This is a genomic window from Paracoccus sp. 22332, from assembly GCF_052045125.1.
Classification (GTDB): domain Bacteria; phylum Pseudomonadota; class Alphaproteobacteria; order Rhodobacterales; family Rhodobacteraceae; genus Paracoccus; species Paracoccus haematequi_A.
This window is the reverse complement of sequence record NZ_JBQEOI010000006.1, coordinates 184,955-199,401: the sequence shown is the minus strand read 5'-3', so window position 1 is coordinate 199,401 and position 14,447 is coordinate 184,955. Positions and strand designations below refer to the sequence as shown.

Genomic DNA, 14,447 nt, shown 5'->3' with positions numbered 1-14,447 from the left:
ATAGGCGCTTGTGTCGGAAATGCACCCCGGATCAGGCTTTCAGCGGCACGGTTTGCGCCAAGGCGGCGGAAAGGCGCGACAGGCCGGGCGCCAGCGGGAACAGATCGGCCTGCAAGGCGTGATAGATATCGGGCTTGCCCTGGAACTGCCCCGCGGCAACGGGTCCGCCCGATTCGGGGAACCAGCCGCCCCGGTCGTGGTCGATCAGGGCGTCGTCCGCAAAGCGCCATAACCGGCGATACCAGTCCTCGTCCTCGGGGCATGGGTCCAGCTTGATCAGGGCGGCAAGCGCGCCGATCGCCTCGGTCACGGGCCACCAGTATCGGTCGGGGCGCGCCACCGTGCCATCCGCGCCCAGCGTATAGGCCAGCCCGCCCTGTCCCATCCAGGCGTCGGACAGCGCCGTTTCGACCAGCAGCCGGGCCTGCCGGGGCGCGTCCGGGTCGGGCCGCCCCGCCAGATCCCAATATTGCAGAAGCAGACGCGCCATCTCGAACGAATGGCCTGGGGTGGTGCCCGCCGGGCGGAACATCGGATTGCCCTCATACCCCGGATCGGGGCGCCAGTCGGCATCGTAATGTTCCGGGATGCGCCAGCCATGCGCCGCCGCCTGGCCCGCGATGAAGAACTTCAGGATGCCGCCCGCGCGGCGCAGGTATTCGCTGTCGCCCGTCGCCTCATGCGCGGCCAGCAGCGCCTCGACCCCGTGCATGTTGGCGTTCATGCCGCGATAGGTGGAAAACGGCTGCCAGTCGCGGGTGAATTCGTCGCGGAACAGCCCCGCATCGGCGTCCCAGAAGCGATCCTCCAGCACCTGCGCGATGTCGTCCAGCAGCCGGTCGGCATCGGGATGGCCCGCCAGCTTGGCGGTCGAGGCCGCCAGCAGCACGAAGACATGGCCGTAAGCCAGCTTGGTGCCGTCCGCCACCGCCCCCTCCGCCACTGCCCCCTCCGACAGCGCCCAGACATAGCCGCCGTGACGGCCGTCGCGATGCCCGCGCCACAGCGCCGCCATCCCCCGGTCGACGATGCCCGCCCGGTCGGGCCGTCCCGCCAGTTGGCCCAAGCCATAGGAATGGACCAGCCGCGTCGTCGCATGCAGTTCCTGGAGGCCCCCCGGCAGGGGGCGGCCCGCGTTGTCCAGCGGGACCAGCCCGCCCTTCGGCCCGGCGCTTGCGTCGAAGAAATCCAGCGACCGGCGCGCGTCGTCGGCCAGATAGGCCCGGTGCGCCGAATCGTGCAGCCAGGGTCGACGATCCCTGCCAAGCCACGCCTGTTCCACCTTTGATCCCCCTTGCACCGGCGCATATCTGCGCAAAAGTTTTCAGTTGCGACAGCGACTTGCAAGGAATTTCGTGGTCGGCCCCTTGCAATCCGCGCCGGGCTGCGCCACCTGTTTCCCCAGCGGAACCGGGCCCCTCTGGCGACAGCAATGTCGTGATGTCGGAACCGCATCGAGCGTGCCTCGATGCAAGTGGCCCTGTCCCGGCGAAGCCCCTGGCATCGAAGCACTACAGCAACGATGAGGGCAAGATGGAAATTCTGTTACTTCTGGTCATGGGCAAGCCGCTGTGGATGTGGCTGCTGTTCCTGACCCTGGTCGTGGCGCTTCTGGCGTTCGACCTTGGCGTGCTTCACAAGGACAATCACGAAATCGGCGTCGCGGAAAGCCTGCGCATGTCGGCGATGTATATCGTCCTGGGCCTGGGCTTTTCGGGCTTCGTCTATTGGCAGATGGGGACCGAGGCGACCGCCCAGTACCTGACCGCCTTCGTGGTCGAAAAGACCTTGGCGATGGACAATATCTTCGTCATCGCTCTGATCTTCGGCTTTTTCGCCGTGCCCCGCGAATACCAGCACCGGGTGCTGTTCTGGGGCATCCTGGGGGTGATCGTGCTGCGCGGCATCATGATCGGCTTGGGCGCGACCATCGTCGAGAACTATCACTGGGTGCTGTATCTGTTCGCGCTGTTTCTGGTGTTCACCGGCATCAAGATGCTGTTCGCCAAGGAAGGCGACCACGACCTGCACGACAACAAGCTGGTGCAGTTCATGCGCCGCCGCTTCCACGTCACCGACGATTTCCATGGCGACAGGTTCATCGTGAAGCTGCCCGATTCCCGCACGGGCAAGCTGGTCCGCCATGCCACCCCCCTGCTGCTGGCCCTGGTGATGATCGAGATCGCCGATCTGGTCTTTGCCGTGGATTCGGTCCCGGCGGTGTTCACGATCACGACCGATCCCTATCTGGTCTATACCTCGAACATCTTCGCGATCCTCGGCCTGAGGGCGCTGTATTTCGCCCTGGCCGCGATCCTGCACCGCTTCAGCTATCTGAAATACGCGCTGTCGCTGCTGCTGGTGTTCATCGGGTCCAAGATCTTCATCGCCGACCTGATGGGCTGGGAAAAGTTCCCGCCGACCTGGTCGCTGGGCATCACCTTCGCGATCCTGGGCGCCGGCATCCTGTTTTCGCTGTGGAAAACCAACGGCAACAAGCCCCAGCCGCTGACCTCGCACAACACGGGAAAATAAGCAAAAATCCCTTGGCAAGGCGCCCGCGACGGCGCCTTGCCTGCCGATTCCGGCCCGCAGGCGGCCTTCATGCCTTTGCACCGGCGCGCGCTTCGTGCAGATTGCGGAAAGCCTGACTTGTTGGACAAAGTGAACCGATGCTTCTGGAAATTCTCATCGTCCTGCTGTTGACGATGTTCAACGGCGTCCTTGCCATGTCGGAACTGGCGATCGTTTCGGCCCGCCCGGCGCGGCTGAAGGTGATGGCCGCCGAAGGCAGCCGGGGCGCCGACATTGCCTTGGACCTGGGGGCCGAACCCGGCCGCTTCCTCTCCAGCGTGCAGATCGGCATCACCCTGGTCGGCGTGCTGTCGGGCGCCTTTTCCGGCGCCACCCTGGGGTCGAGGCTGTCGGCGGCGCTGATCGACAGCGGGTTGTCGCCAGCCCTGGCCCAGGCCTTGGGCGTCGGCGGCGTGGTCGTTCTGATCACCTATCTGTCGCTGATCATCGGCGAACTGGTGCCCAAGCAGATCGCCCTGCGTTCGCCCGAAGGGGTCGCCAGCCGGATCGCGCCGCTGATCCTGTTCATCTCGCGCATCGCGGCGCCGATCGTCTGGATCCTGGACAAGTCGGGCAACGTCGTCCTGCGGCTACTGGGGCAATCGGGCGAATCCGAACGCGGCATCTCGGACGAGGAGATCCGCGTCATGCTGTCCGAGGCCCGCACCGCGGGCGTCATCGAACCCGCCGAGACCGAGATGATCGCAGGCGTCATGCGCATCGCCGACCGATCCGCCCGCGGCCTGATGACGCCGCGCCACGAGGTCGAGACGGTCGATGTCGGCGACCCGGCGGCGGATGTCTTGCAGAAGTTCCGCGACAGCCGCCGGTCGCGCCTGCTGGTGCGCGACGGGTCGGACAACGACATCATCGGCGTCATCACCCTGCGCGACCTGCTGTCCGAGGACGTGACCGACCTGCGCCCCCTGGTGCAAGAGGTGCCGGTGATCCGCGAGGGCCTGCCCGCGCTGAACGTGATCGAGGAATTGAAGGCCAGCCCGGCGCATATGCTGCTGGTCTATGACGAATACGGCCATTTCGAAGGCGTCGTCACCGCGATGGACCTGCTGGAGGCCATCGCGGGCGATTTCCCGGAACCCGGCGACGACGAGCCCAAGGCCGTCCAGCGGGACGATGGCAGCTGGCTGGTCGCGGGCTGGATGCCTGCCGACGAATTCGCGGAGATGATCGGCATCTCGCTGCCCGAGGACCGCGACTATCAATCGGTCGCCGGGCTGGTGCTGGACCGCGCGGGCGTGCTGCCCGACATCGGCGCGCGCATCGCCGTGTCCGGCTGGCAGATCGAGGTCGTGGACCTGGACGGCCGACGGATCGACAAGCTGCTGGTCACGCAGCTTGCCGAGAGCTGAGGCAGTCAGGCCGCGCGCCGGTCGCGGCCGATCCCCAGAAGCTGATACAGGACCAGGGCGGCCAGGGTCGATGTGCCGATCCCGCCCAGGGCGAAGCCGCCGATATTCACCGTGAAATCGCCCGCCCCCAGGATCAGCGCGACCCCCACCGTGAACAGGTTCCTCGGGTCGGAAAAATCCACCCGGTTGTCCACCCAGATCCGCGCCATGGCCGAGGCGATCAGTCCGAAGACCGACACCGCCAGCCCCGCCAGCGCCGGGGCGGGAATGGTTTGCAGGATCGCGCCGAACTTGGGCGACAGGCCCAGCAGGATCGCGATCCCGGCCGCCAGCGGGAAGATCAGCGTCGAATAGACGCGGGTCATCGCCATGACGCCGATATTCTCGGCATAGGTGGTGACGCCGGTGCCGCCCCCTGCCCCGGCGATCATCGTGGCAAGCCCGTCGCCCAGGAAGCCGCGACCGATATAGCGATCCATGTTCTGCCCGGTGATGGCGCCAAGCGCCTTGATGTGGCCCAGATTCTCGGCCACCAGCACGACCGCGACGGGGGCGATCATGCTGATCGCGGTCCAGTCGAATTGCGGGGCGGTGAAGTTGGGGATGCCGAACCAGGGCGCGGCGCCCACGCGAGCGAAGTCGATCCCCGGCACGATGCCCGCGCCGTTGCCCAGCAGCAGAACCAGCCCGTAGCCGAAGGCCAGGGCGATCAGCACCGCCACTCGCTTCGTCGCCCGCCCGCCATAGGCCGACACCATTGCCATGCACAGCACCGTCGCCAGGGCGATGGCCAGATGCGCCATGCTGCCCTTCAACTGACCCACGGCCACGGGCGCCAGGTTCAGTCCGATGGCAACCCCGATGGCTCCGGTCACGGCGGGCGGCATCAGCCGCTCGACCCAGCCAGACCCGATGGCCATCACCACCAACCCGATCAGCGCATAGACCAGCCCCGCCGCGATGATCCCGCCCAGGGCCACGCCGATATTCGGGTTGGCGCCGCCACCTGCGAACCCGGTCGCGGCCATCACCACCGCGATGAAGGCGAAGGACGACCCCAGATAGCTGGGCACCCGCCCGCCGGTGATGACGAAGAACAGCAGCGTGCCGATGCCGGAAAAGAACACCGCCACATTGGGATCGAACCCCATGATCAGCGGCGCCAGGATCGTGGAACCCGACATGGCCAGCAGATGCTGGAAGCTCATCGGGACGGCGGCGGCCCAGGGCAGTTTTTCGTCGGGAAGGACCGTCGTGCCGGTGGCGGGGCGCCAGTGGGGGAAATAGCCCATCGTCTTCTCTTTCGGGATCGTGATTCTGGCGGCAGGCTTAACCGATCCGCGCGCCCGCACCAATCGCCCGCGATTCGGGACCGCCCCGCATGTCGCGATCTGTTTGATCCCGTGGTTTGATGGTGCGATCCTTTCTCGGGAATGGAAGGAAGCGTCATGGGCCAAGTGTGTCACGGAAGCGCCACGACCCCGCAGGCTGTCCGGGCAGCAATACGGCGATCGCAAGCTTCGCTCGCGACTCTGAGCCGGGAACTCGGCATCACTCCAAGACGGTCGCGACTGGGTGAAAGACCAGTGGCAGGCCAGTTCGAGCAGGCGGCGGTTGTTGAACAAGTCTACCCATTCGAGCGTAAGAGGCACATGAACACCGTGACCGTCGCGGGAAAGGCCCTCCCCTCACCCGCATCCATCCGGCGGTCGGCAGCCTATGGGAAGACTTCTGCTCGGCCCTCGCCGAGGCCGAGCTCCAGGACTTTCGTTTTTCACAACCTCCGGCACTCGCTCGCTCCCCGCATGCTGCGTCGGTCGCAGAACTTGAAGTTCGTTTCCCGGCTGGCGGGACACTCGTCGGTTGAGACGACGATGCGCTACGCCATGTAATGGACCGGGATCTAAAGGACGCCTTGGCAGACTACCGCCTGACCCGTACCCATCGCCCCAGAATGGGGCCAAATATGATGCTTTTCCTCGACGATAGCTGGGAAAAGCGGGTAAACGTGTCAGCTTCCCAAGCTGAATACGAGGGTTCGATTCCCTTACCCCTGATCCTGCTGACTGCTGTTGCCTCCCACGGCGGCGCGTCGTCATGCTGCGCGTGGTGGGACGACCTGTCCATTCGGACAGCTAGAAGAATTTAACGATTCGTTTACATTTATTAATGGCGGTCGGTGTTTTCGGCCGTCAGTAATGAGGACTTTGTTTATGACGTACGGACCCATGGTCGCCGCGTTTTTCGCGGTGTTTTCTGCCGTGCCTGTCTTTGCCGCCACAGTGACCGAATTGGCCGGTCCACCGGTCGAAGGTCTGGCGATTTCCCTGAAAACCGAAGATTTCTCGCGCGTCGGCAATTGCGGCGGCGGCGGGTCGGTCGTGAACGACGGTTGTTCAGTCGTCATGAAAAGCGATCCCGCCGCGACGGATGCCTATGGCCGGTACGAGCCGTCCAGCCTGGCCTGGGTCGACAGCCAGGATATCGACGATCTGAAATGGACCGCGACAGCGCCGGTGGCCTTCACCTCGCTGACATTCGCGCTGACCGATGCCCATGATCAGGCCAGAAGCCATTTCGAGATGTTCTTCAACGACGGCGGCATCTGGAAACAGATCTGGGACATCCCGACGCGGATGGCGAACGGCAATATCTTCTGGTTGACGGTCGACTTCGGCAAGGCCGTGACGGAAGCCGAATTCCGCTTCACCACCAAGACCGGCAACGGCTATGACGGCTATGGCATTTCTTCGGTTTCGGTGAACCCCGCCCCTGTCCCCGTGCCGCCTGCCGCGCTGCTGCTGGTCAGCGGCGCCGGGCTTCTGGCCGGGCTGCGGCGGCGGCGCAAGGCGACCTGACCGCCCTGATCGGATCCGGTCGGGCCTTGCGGTCGGATCAGAAGCCGAACGAGAATTTCCGCACGATGCCCAGCTTCAGCGCGGGCTGGTATTCGTCCTGCACGACCGGCGAATCCGCCGCGTCGCCGATCAGCTTGCCGTATTCGACCTCGCCCAGAAGGGCGACGTTCTCGGTCAGGGAATAGCGCGCCTCGAAGCTGATCGTGGCCTTGTTGAAGCCGCCGCCGATGTCATAGGCGGGGCGGCCGGGAATCGCCTCGGCGGCGTTCACGCCGAAATAGGTGTCGTTGTAATCGCCGTTGCCATAGCCCAGCGACAGGCCCGACCACAGCGACAGGCGATCCGACAGGTCGGTGCGGTACTTGGCGCCGATTTCCCCGGTCAGGCCTTCGTGCCCGTCGAAACCGCGGCGCACCGAACCGAAGGTCGTCCAGGGACCGGCGCCATAGCTGACGCGCAGGCCCAGTTCATAGGCGGCATCGATATCGGCCATGCCCGCCAGGTCGGCATTGTCCGCCGCCTCGCGTTCGCCCACCATGTTGAAGGACGGCGAGATCGCGAAGCCCTCGCGCAGGTCGCTGCCCGGCTGAGTGAAGCCCGCGTTGCGCCAGATCAGCCACGGCCCTGCCTCGGCATCGTCGGATCCTGGATAATCCGGCCCGACATCCACGCCGACCCCCAGATCGACCGAAAACTCGCGGCCGGCAAAGCCGAAATCCTGCGCCAGGGCACCCGTGGCAGCGGATGCGGCAAGAACGGCCAGGGCCAGCGTCATCTTCATGGTCGGATCCTTCAGGGGGTCGGCGGAATGTAAATGCTTCCTAGGGTCGAATCGCGCCTTTGTACAAGGCGGGCCGCGCCCTTCCTTGACCTTCGTTCAGGGGGCGGCGCATTTGGGCAACAGCCTAGCCGCGCTCCGCCCCTTCCAGGTTCTCAAGGACGGTCATCCAGATCTCCTCGGCCCGCGCCATGGCCTGCACCGCCTCGGCGCGCTTGGCGGTCCAGCGTTTGGCTTCGTAGGGGTCGTTGTACAGCGCCGGATCGGCCAGCTTCACGTCCAGCTTGGCCAGCATCTCGGTCAGTTTCTGGACCCGCTCCTCGGCCCGGCGCGCCTCGGCGCGCAGACCCAGGATCTCGTCGCGGGGCGCGCGCTTCGGGGCGGCTTTCGGCTTTTCCTCGACCTGCTTCGGCTCGTCCCCGCCCAGCAGGAAGCGCCGGTAATCGTCCAGGTCGCCCTCATAGGGCGCCACCGCGCCGTCGCGCACCAGCCACAGCCGGTCGGCCACCAGGCCCAGCAGGTGCATGTCGTGGCTGACAAGCACCACCGCGCCGGTATAGTCGTTCAGCGCCTCGGTCAGCGCCTCGCGGGATTCGATGTCCAGGTGGTTGGTCGGCTCGTCCAGGATCAGCAGATGCGGGGCGTCGATGGTGGCAATCAGCAGCGACAGCCGCGCCTTCTGGCCACCGGACAATTGCCCGACCTTGGTTTCCGCCTGCGCCTCCATCAGGCCAAAGCCCGCAAGGCGCGCGCGCAACCGGGGTGGCGCCTCGGCCGGGCGCAGGCGCCTGACATGGGCCAGAGGCGTCTCGTTCAGGTCCAGTTCATCGACCTGATGCTGGGCGAAGTATCCGATGCGCAGCTTCGAGGACCGGGTGACCTTGCCCTCCATCGCGGACAGGCGTTCGGCCAGCAGCTTGGACAGCGTGGATTTCCCCTGCCCGTTCCGGCCCAGCAGCGCGATCCGGTCGTCCTGGTCGATCCGCAGCGTCAGCTTGCGCAGCACCGCGCGGCCGTCATAGCCGACGCTGACCCCCTCCATCGCGACAATCGGCGGCGACAGTTCCTCGGGCTGCGGGAATCCGAAACGGTGGAACTTGGCCTCCTCGGGGGCGGTGATCAGCTCCATCTTGGCCAGCATCTTGACGCGGGCCTGGGCCTGGCGGGCCTTGGTGGCCTTGGCGCCGAAACGGTCCACGAAGCTTTGCAGATGCGCGCGCCGGGCCTGCTGCTTCTTCGCCTCGGCCGCCTGCAACGCGCGGCGTTCCGCGCGCATCCGGGCGAAGTCGTCATAGCCGCCAGTATACAGCGTCAGCTTGCGGTTTTCCAGATGCAGGATATGGCCCACCGCGCGGTTCAGCAAGTCGCGGTCGTGGCTGATGATGATGACGGTATGGGGATAGCGCGCAAGATAGGTTTCCAGCCACAGCGCGCCTTCCAGGTCCAGGTAATTCGTGGGTTCGTCCAGAAGCAGCAGGTCGGGCTGCGCGAACAGCACCCCCGCCAGCGCCACCCGCATCCGCCAGCCGCCGGAAAAATCGGCGGTGGGCCGCGCCTGGTCGGCGGTGGAAAAGCCCAGGCCATCGAGGATGGACGCCGCCCGCGCCTCGGCCGACCAGGCGTCGATATCGGCCAGCCGGGTCTGGATCTCGGCGATGCGATGCGCGTCGGTGGCAACGTGGCTTTCCGCCAGCAGCGCCGCGCGCTCGGTATCTGCGGCCAGCACCGTATCCAGAACCGAGGTATCGGTCGCCGCAGATTCCTGCGCGACGCCTCCGATCCGCGCACGGGACGGCAGGCTGATGTCGCCGCCATCCAGGCTGAGTTCCCCCCGGATCAGCCGGAACAGCGTGGTCTTGCCCGCTCCGTTCGGGCCGACAAGGCCGACCTTGTGGCCTTCGGGAATGGTAGCCGAGGCGCCTTCGAACAAAGGGCGGCCCTGGATGGAATAAGAGATCTCGTCGATGCGTAGCATGGGTGGGGGATGAAGGACGGGAGGGGGCGCGTCAAGGGGCGTCCGGAGTCTTGCCATATGTTATGTTATATTATATCTTTTATGCCGTCATTTGGAGGCTTATCGATGCAAGACGACACCCGCCTGCCTGTCACGGTCCTGTCCGGCTTTCTGGGCGCCGGAAAAACCACGCTGTTGAATAATGTCCTGAACAATCGAAGCGGGATCCGCGTCGCCGTCATCGTGAACGACATGTCCGAGGTGAACATCGACGCGGATCTGGTCCGGGCCGAGGGTGGAATGACCCGCACGGACGAGACCCTTGTCGAAATGTCGAACGGCTGCATCTGCTGCACCCTGCGCGAGGATCTGCTGGTCGAGGTTCGCAAGCTGGCCGAGACCGGGCGCTTCGACCACCTGCTGATCGAATCCACCGGCATCTCGGAACCTCTGCCGGTCGCAACCACCTTCGAATTCGCCGATGCGGACGGGAACAGCCTCTCGGACGTGGCGCGGCTTGACACGATGGTCACCGTTGTCGATGCGGTGAACCTGCTGTCGGACTTCCCGGGCCATGACTTTCTGTCGGACCGCGGCGAGGTCATGGGCGAGACCGACGAGCGCAGGCTGGTCGATCTACTGACCGACCAGATCGAATTCGCCGATGTGGTGGTGCTGAACAAGGTCGGCGACGCAGGGCGCGACCGCACGGATGCCGCGCGCCGCATCATCCGCGCGCTGAACGCCGATGCCCGTATCATCGAGACCGACCATGGCCGCGTCGCGCCGGGCGACATCCTGAACACGGGGCTGTTCGACTTCGACCGCGCCCACAGCCATCCGCAATGGGCGAAGGAACTTTACGGCTTCGCCGACCACGTTCCCGAGACAGAGGAATACGGCATCAGATCCTTTGTCTATCGCGCCCGCCAGCCCTTCGATCCCCGCAAGATCCATGAATTGCTGAACGGACCGCTGCCCGGCGTGATCCGGGCCAAGGGCCATTTCTGGATCGCCACGCGACCCGACTGGGTGGCCGAATTTTCGCTGGCGGGGGCGCTGTCCAGCGTCCGGCCGCTGGGTCAGTGGTGGGCTTCGGTGCCCCGCGACCGCTGGCCGGATCACGGTCAGGCCCGCGATTATCTGGCGCAGCATTGGTCCGAGCCATGGGGCGACCGCCGGCAGGAACTGGTTTTCATCGGCACCGGCATGGACGAGGACCGGCTGCGGCTGCGCCTGGATGCCTGCCTGCTGGGCGAGGAATGGGGCGACGATCCCGCGCGATGGCCGACCATGGCTGACCCTTTCCCCGGCTGGCGGCGCGCGGACGGGATGGCGGCATGACGCGCGACCGCCTGGCCTGCGGCAATCTGGGGGCGACGGTGCGAAGGCCGCGGCGCCGCACCACGGATCCGATGGCGGCGTTCGACGCCCTGCCCGGCCCACTGCGGCGCTGGCTGGCGCAGGCGGCGCTGCCGTGGTCGCCCGCCTCGTGCCGCAGGCTTTGGGCGCAGGCCATCGCGCGCGGTGCCTCGCCCGCCGATGCCCTGGCCCATCTGGATCGCGCCCAGACCAAGGCATTGCAACGCGAAAGGCATATCCCTGAATGAAAACGGCCACCCCTCCGGGTGGCCGCAATCGCATCCAAAGGGCGGAATCAATACCGCGAGGCCATCACCGACAGCGGCAGCGGCACGATCTTGTCGGCATTGCCTGCCGTCCCGAACGCCTCGAAGCGGTCCTTGCAGACCTGCGACATCATCTGCATCGCGGGTTTCAGGTATTTGCGCGGGTCGAACTCGGACGGTTCCTCGGCAAAGACCTTGCGGATCGCGGCGGTCATGGCCAGGCGGTTGTCGGTGTCGATGTTGACCTTGCGGACGCCGTGCTTGATGCCGCGCTGAATCTCCTCGACCGGGACGCCCCAGGTCGGCTTGATGTCGCCGCCATAGCTGTTGATGATCTGTTGCAGATCCTCGGGGACCGAGCTTGATCCGTGCATCACCAGATGGGTGTTGGGCAGGCGGGTGTGGATTTCCTCGATCACGTGCATCGCCAGGATGTCGCCGTCGGGCTTGCGCGAGAACTTGTAGGCGCCGTGCGAGGTGCCCATGGCGATCGCCAGCGCGTCCACGTTCGTGTCGTTGACGAAGCGCACAGCCTCGTCCGGGTCGGTCAGAAGCTGGTCGTGGCCCAGCTGCTCGGTCGCGCCGTGGCCGTCCTCTTGGTCGCCCATGCCGGTTTCAAGCGAACCCAACACGCCAAGCTCGCCCTCGACCGAGACGCCGCAGGCATGGGCCATCTCGACCACCTTGGCGGTCACGTCGCGGTTGTAGTCGTAATCGGCGGGCGTCTTGCCGTCGGCCTTCAGGCTGCCGTCCATCATCACGGAGGTGAACCCGTTCTGGATCGCGGTGGCGCAGGTCGCCAAGCCGTTGCCGTGGTCCAGGTGCATGCACAGCGGGATGTCCGGGAAGGCCTTGGCGAAGCCCTGGATCAGACCGGCCAGAACCAGGTCGTTGGCATAGGCGCGCGCGCCCCGGCTGGCCTGCAGGATGACGGGCGATTTCGTGGCCTGGGCGGCCGTCATGATCGCCAGGCCCTGCTCCATGTTGTTGATGTTGAAGGCGGGGACAGCGTAGCCGTTCTCGGCCGCGTGGTCGAGAAGCTGGCGCAGGGTAATCATAGCCATGAAATCGTCATCCTTTGCTTGGCCCGGCAAGATAGCCGAGGATCGTCTCGACCTCGTCCTTAGCGCCGAATATCAGGGGCGTCATGTCGTGTACCGCTAACGGTTTGCGATAACGGATCGGTTGGGCGCCGTCGGACGCCAGCCCGCCCGCCTGTTCGACCAGAAAGGCGATGGGCATCGCCTCATAGACCAGCCGCAGCCGCCCGTTCTCATACCCCGGACGCCGGTCGGCGGGGTACAGGAACGCCCCGCCGTTCAGCAGGATGCGGTGCAATTCGCCCACTGCGGCCGCCAGCCAGCGCATGTTGTAGTTCTTGCCCAGCGGCCCGTCCTTGCCCGCCCGCAGATCGGCGACCCAGGCTTGCAGGCCTGCGTCCCAGTGGCGTTCGTTGGACGCATTATAGGCGATGGTCGAAGCGGCGGGCTTCAGCGTCACGTTCTCGCGCACCATGCGGAATTCGCCCGCCTCGGCGTCCCAACCGGCGATATGGGTGCCGTCGCCAAGCGACCAGCCGAAGTCCATCGAATGCCCGAACGAGGCATAGCCGGCCGCGACGACCGCTTCGCCCGTGCGCAGGAAGCCCTGGGGCGCGGCGGGCAGGATGCTGAACAGCATCCCCAAAGGCGCACCGATGCCGATGCTGCCCGATCCGTCGATGGGATCCATCGCCACGTCCCAGGCACCGTCGGGGTTCAGCAGGATCACCGCCTCGGCTTCCTCGGACAGGACCTGGCGGACGCCCGCCTCGCGCAGAACCGCGATCATGTGGTGATGCGCGCCGACATCCAGCGCCTTCTGCCGGTCGCCGCTGTCGTTGACGCCGACGATCTCGGTCGGATCGCCGTGCAGCCGCCCGGCGGCAAGGCGCTCCATCAGCGGGGCCTGGGCGCGGGCGATGGCGTGGACGATGGCGGCGGGGCCGTCCCCCGTCAGCACATCGGACAGCAGGCGGCCCGTGGGTGGGCCGTCATTGGGCAGTTTCAGCATCTTACGCCTTGTTGTACTTGGCATCGACCGCGTTGATGGCATCGACATTGCTTGCCGACTTGCCTGCCTTGTCGAAGTTCTGCGTTTCCGCCAGCCAGGCGTCGGCGATGGCCTTGGCCAGTTCCGGGCCGATCACGCGGGCGCCCATGGTGATGATCTGGGCGTCGTTCGACAGGGCCGCGCGGGTGGCGGAATAGGTGTCGTGGGTCAGCGCGGCGCGGATGCCCGGCACCTTGTTGGCCGCGATGCAGACGCCGATGCCGGTGCCGCAGACCAGGATGGCGCGGTCATAGGTGCCGTCCATCACCTGCGATGCCACCCGGTCGGACAGGTTGGCATAGAAGGCGTCCGGGCCTTCGTCGGTGCGGCTGATCTCGGCCACCTGATGCTTGTCCTTCAGGTGGTCGGCCAGCACCTTGGCCAGACCTTCACCCGCGCTGTCGCCTGCAATTGCCAGTTTCATGTCTTGTCTCCGATGGTTGCGGCGCAGCGCGCCAGGATGTCGAGATAGCCGTCCACGGTCCAGGCCGACCGGCCGATGAACAGCCCGTCGATATGCGGGCATTGGATCAGTTCTTCGCAGTTCCCCGGATTGACCGAGCCGCCGTAAAGGCAGGGCACCTTGCGGCCCAGCACGTTCTGCGCGACCGCGATGATTTCCGCCTGCCGCGCGTCGGCATAGTCCGAAGTCGCGGGGATGCCGTTCACGCCGATGGCCCAGACAGGTTCATAGGCCAGCAGGATCGTCGCATCGCTGCCCGCCACGCGGGACAGCGCGGCGCGCACCTGGCTTTCCAGCACGTCCTGGGCGCGGCCTTCCTCACGCTCGGCCAGGGTCTCGCCGATGCAGATCAGCGGGATCAGCCCGTGGCGGACGGCGGCCTCGGTTTTCAGGCCCACGGTCTCGTCCGTCTCGCCGAAATGCTCGCGGCGTTCGCTGTGGCCCAGTTCCACGATGTCGAGGTTGCAGTCGCGCAGCATCACCGGAGAGATCTCGCCCGTCCAGGCGCCCTCATCCGCCCAGTGCATGTTCTGCGCGCCGACCTTGACGCTGGTGTCCGCCAGCCAGTCCTTGACCTGCCGCACGGCGGTGAAGGGGGGGATCACGAAACGCTGGATGCGGGGGTCGCGGTCCCGGTCCGCCGCTGCCAGCCCCTCGGCAAAGACGCGCGCCTGATCCAGCGTCTTGTTCATCTTCCAGCTTGTGCCGATCCAGAAATCGCTCATGTCAGT

14 protein-coding genes, 1 tRNA gene and 1 pseudogene are annotated in these 14,447 nt (G+C 65.9%); 8 read left to right on the top strand and 8 right to left on the bottom strand.

Annotated features, from left to right (window positions below):
* Positions 1-31 precede the first annotated feature (31 nt).
* Positions 32-1,282 carry an AGE family epimerase/isomerase gene (locus ACTJI6_RS09680; RefSeq protein WP_440800170.1) on the bottom strand — a complete coding sequence of 417 codons (1,251 nt, stop codon included), beginning with the start codon at positions 1,280-1,282 and terminating at the stop codon, positions 32-34.
* Between the two features lie 251 nt (positions 1,283-1,533).
* Between ACTJI6_RS09680 and ACTJI6_RS09675 the strand changes: the two genes are divergently transcribed.
* Entirely contained in the window at positions 1,534-2,535 is a 1,002-nt protein-coding gene (locus ACTJI6_RS09675) for a TerC family protein (RefSeq protein ID WP_440800168.1), read from the top strand.
* A 137-nt stretch (positions 2,536-2,672) separates the two neighbouring features.
* Complete coding sequence (locus ACTJI6_RS09670; protein WP_440800166.1) at positions 2,673-3,944, top strand: hemolysin family protein; 1,272 nt, start codon at positions 2,673-2,675, stop codon at positions 3,942-3,944.
* 5 nt (positions 3,945-3,949) lie between these two features.
* Here the strand turns inward: ACTJI6_RS09670 and ACTJI6_RS09665 are convergent, their stop codons facing one another.
* Entirely contained in the window at positions 3,950-5,236 is a 1,287-nt protein-coding gene (locus tag ACTJI6_RS09665; protein WP_440800164.1) for a solute carrier family 23 protein, read from the bottom strand.
* 156 nt (positions 5,237-5,392) lie between these two features.
* Between ACTJI6_RS09665 and ACTJI6_RS09660 the strand changes: the two are divergent.
* The 4 genes and pseudogenes from ACTJI6_RS09660 to ACTJI6_RS09645 all read left to right on the top strand — a co-directional run.
* Positions 5,393-5,506: pseudogene (locus ACTJI6_RS09660) on the top strand (IS481 family transposase); the annotation flags it as partial.
* Positions 5,507-5,596: 90 nt separating this feature from the next.
* The gene (locus ACTJI6_RS09655; RefSeq protein WP_440800224.1) at positions 5,597-5,836 is read left to right on the top strand and encodes a site-specific integrase; all 240 of its coding nucleotides are present in this window, start codon (positions 5,597-5,599) and stop codon (positions 5,834-5,836) included.
* 89 nt (positions 5,837-5,925) lie between these two features.
* Positions 5,926-5,994, top strand: a tRNA-Gly gene (locus ACTJI6_RS09650).
* Between the two features lie 163 nt (positions 5,995-6,157).
* Entirely contained in the window at positions 6,158-6,802 is a 645-nt protein-coding gene (locus tag ACTJI6_RS09645; RefSeq protein ID WP_440800162.1) for an MYXO-CTERM sorting domain-containing protein, read from the top strand.
* A 37-nt stretch (positions 6,803-6,839) separates the two neighbouring features.
* Here ACTJI6_RS09645 and ACTJI6_RS09640 read toward each other — a convergent pair whose 3' ends face one another.
* A complete protein-coding gene (locus ACTJI6_RS09640) occupies positions 6,840-7,583 on the bottom strand; it encodes a MipA/OmpV family protein (RefSeq protein ID WP_440800160.1) in 744 nt (247 codons plus the stop codon).
* Between the two features lie 124 nt (positions 7,584-7,707).
* Entirely contained in the window at positions 7,708-9,555 is a 1,848-nt protein-coding gene (locus ACTJI6_RS09635; RefSeq protein WP_440800158.1) for an ABC-F family ATP-binding cassette domain-containing protein, read from the bottom strand.
* Positions 9,556-9,660: 105 nt separating this feature from the next.
* Here ACTJI6_RS09635 and ACTJI6_RS09630 point away from each other — a divergent pair, with 105 nt between their 5' ends.
* Positions 9,661-10,878: a GTP-binding protein gene (locus tag ACTJI6_RS09630; protein WP_440800156.1), complete on the top strand. Its 1,218-nt coding sequence runs from the start codon at positions 9,661-9,663 to the stop codon at positions 10,876-10,878.
* Positions 10,875-11,144: a DUF6525 family protein gene (locus tag ACTJI6_RS09625; protein ID WP_440800154.1), complete on the top strand. Its 270-nt coding sequence runs from the start codon at positions 10,875-10,877 to the stop codon at positions 11,142-11,144. Before ACTJI6_RS09630 ends, ACTJI6_RS09625 begins: the two co-directional genes overlap by 4 nt.
* A 47-nt stretch (positions 11,145-11,191) precedes the next feature.
* On the opposite strand, the gene fba is transcribed toward ACTJI6_RS09625, so the two are convergent.
* Genes fba through ACTJI6_RS09605 form a run of 4 tightly spaced genes read right to left on the bottom strand, consistent with a single transcriptional unit; the run spans position 11,192 to position 14,441 of the window.
* Positions 11,192-12,226, bottom strand: coding sequence for a class II fructose-bisphosphate aldolase (gene fba / locus ACTJI6_RS09620; protein WP_440800152.1), 1,035 nt, complete (start codon positions 12,224-12,226; stop codon positions 11,192-11,194).
* Positions 12,227-12,233: 7 nt separating this feature from the next.
* The gene (locus ACTJI6_RS09615; RefSeq protein WP_440800150.1) at positions 12,234-13,214 is read right to left on the bottom strand and encodes a class 1 fructose-bisphosphatase; all 981 of its coding nucleotides are present in this window, start codon (positions 13,212-13,214) and stop codon (positions 12,234-12,236) included.
* A gap of 1 nt (position 13,215) precedes the next feature.
* Complete coding sequence (derI, locus tag ACTJI6_RS09610) at positions 13,216-13,677, bottom strand: D-erythrulose-4-phosphate isomerase (protein WP_440800148.1); 462 nt, start codon at positions 13,675-13,677, stop codon at positions 13,216-13,218.
* Positions 13,674-14,441 (bottom strand): triose-phosphate isomerase, encoded by a 768-nt coding sequence (locus ACTJI6_RS09605; RefSeq protein WP_440800146.1) that lies wholly within the window; start codon positions 14,439-14,441, stop codon positions 13,674-13,676. The genes derI and ACTJI6_RS09605 overlap by 4 nt, the downstream gene beginning before the upstream one ends.
* Positions 14,442-14,447: the final 6 nt, after the last annotated feature.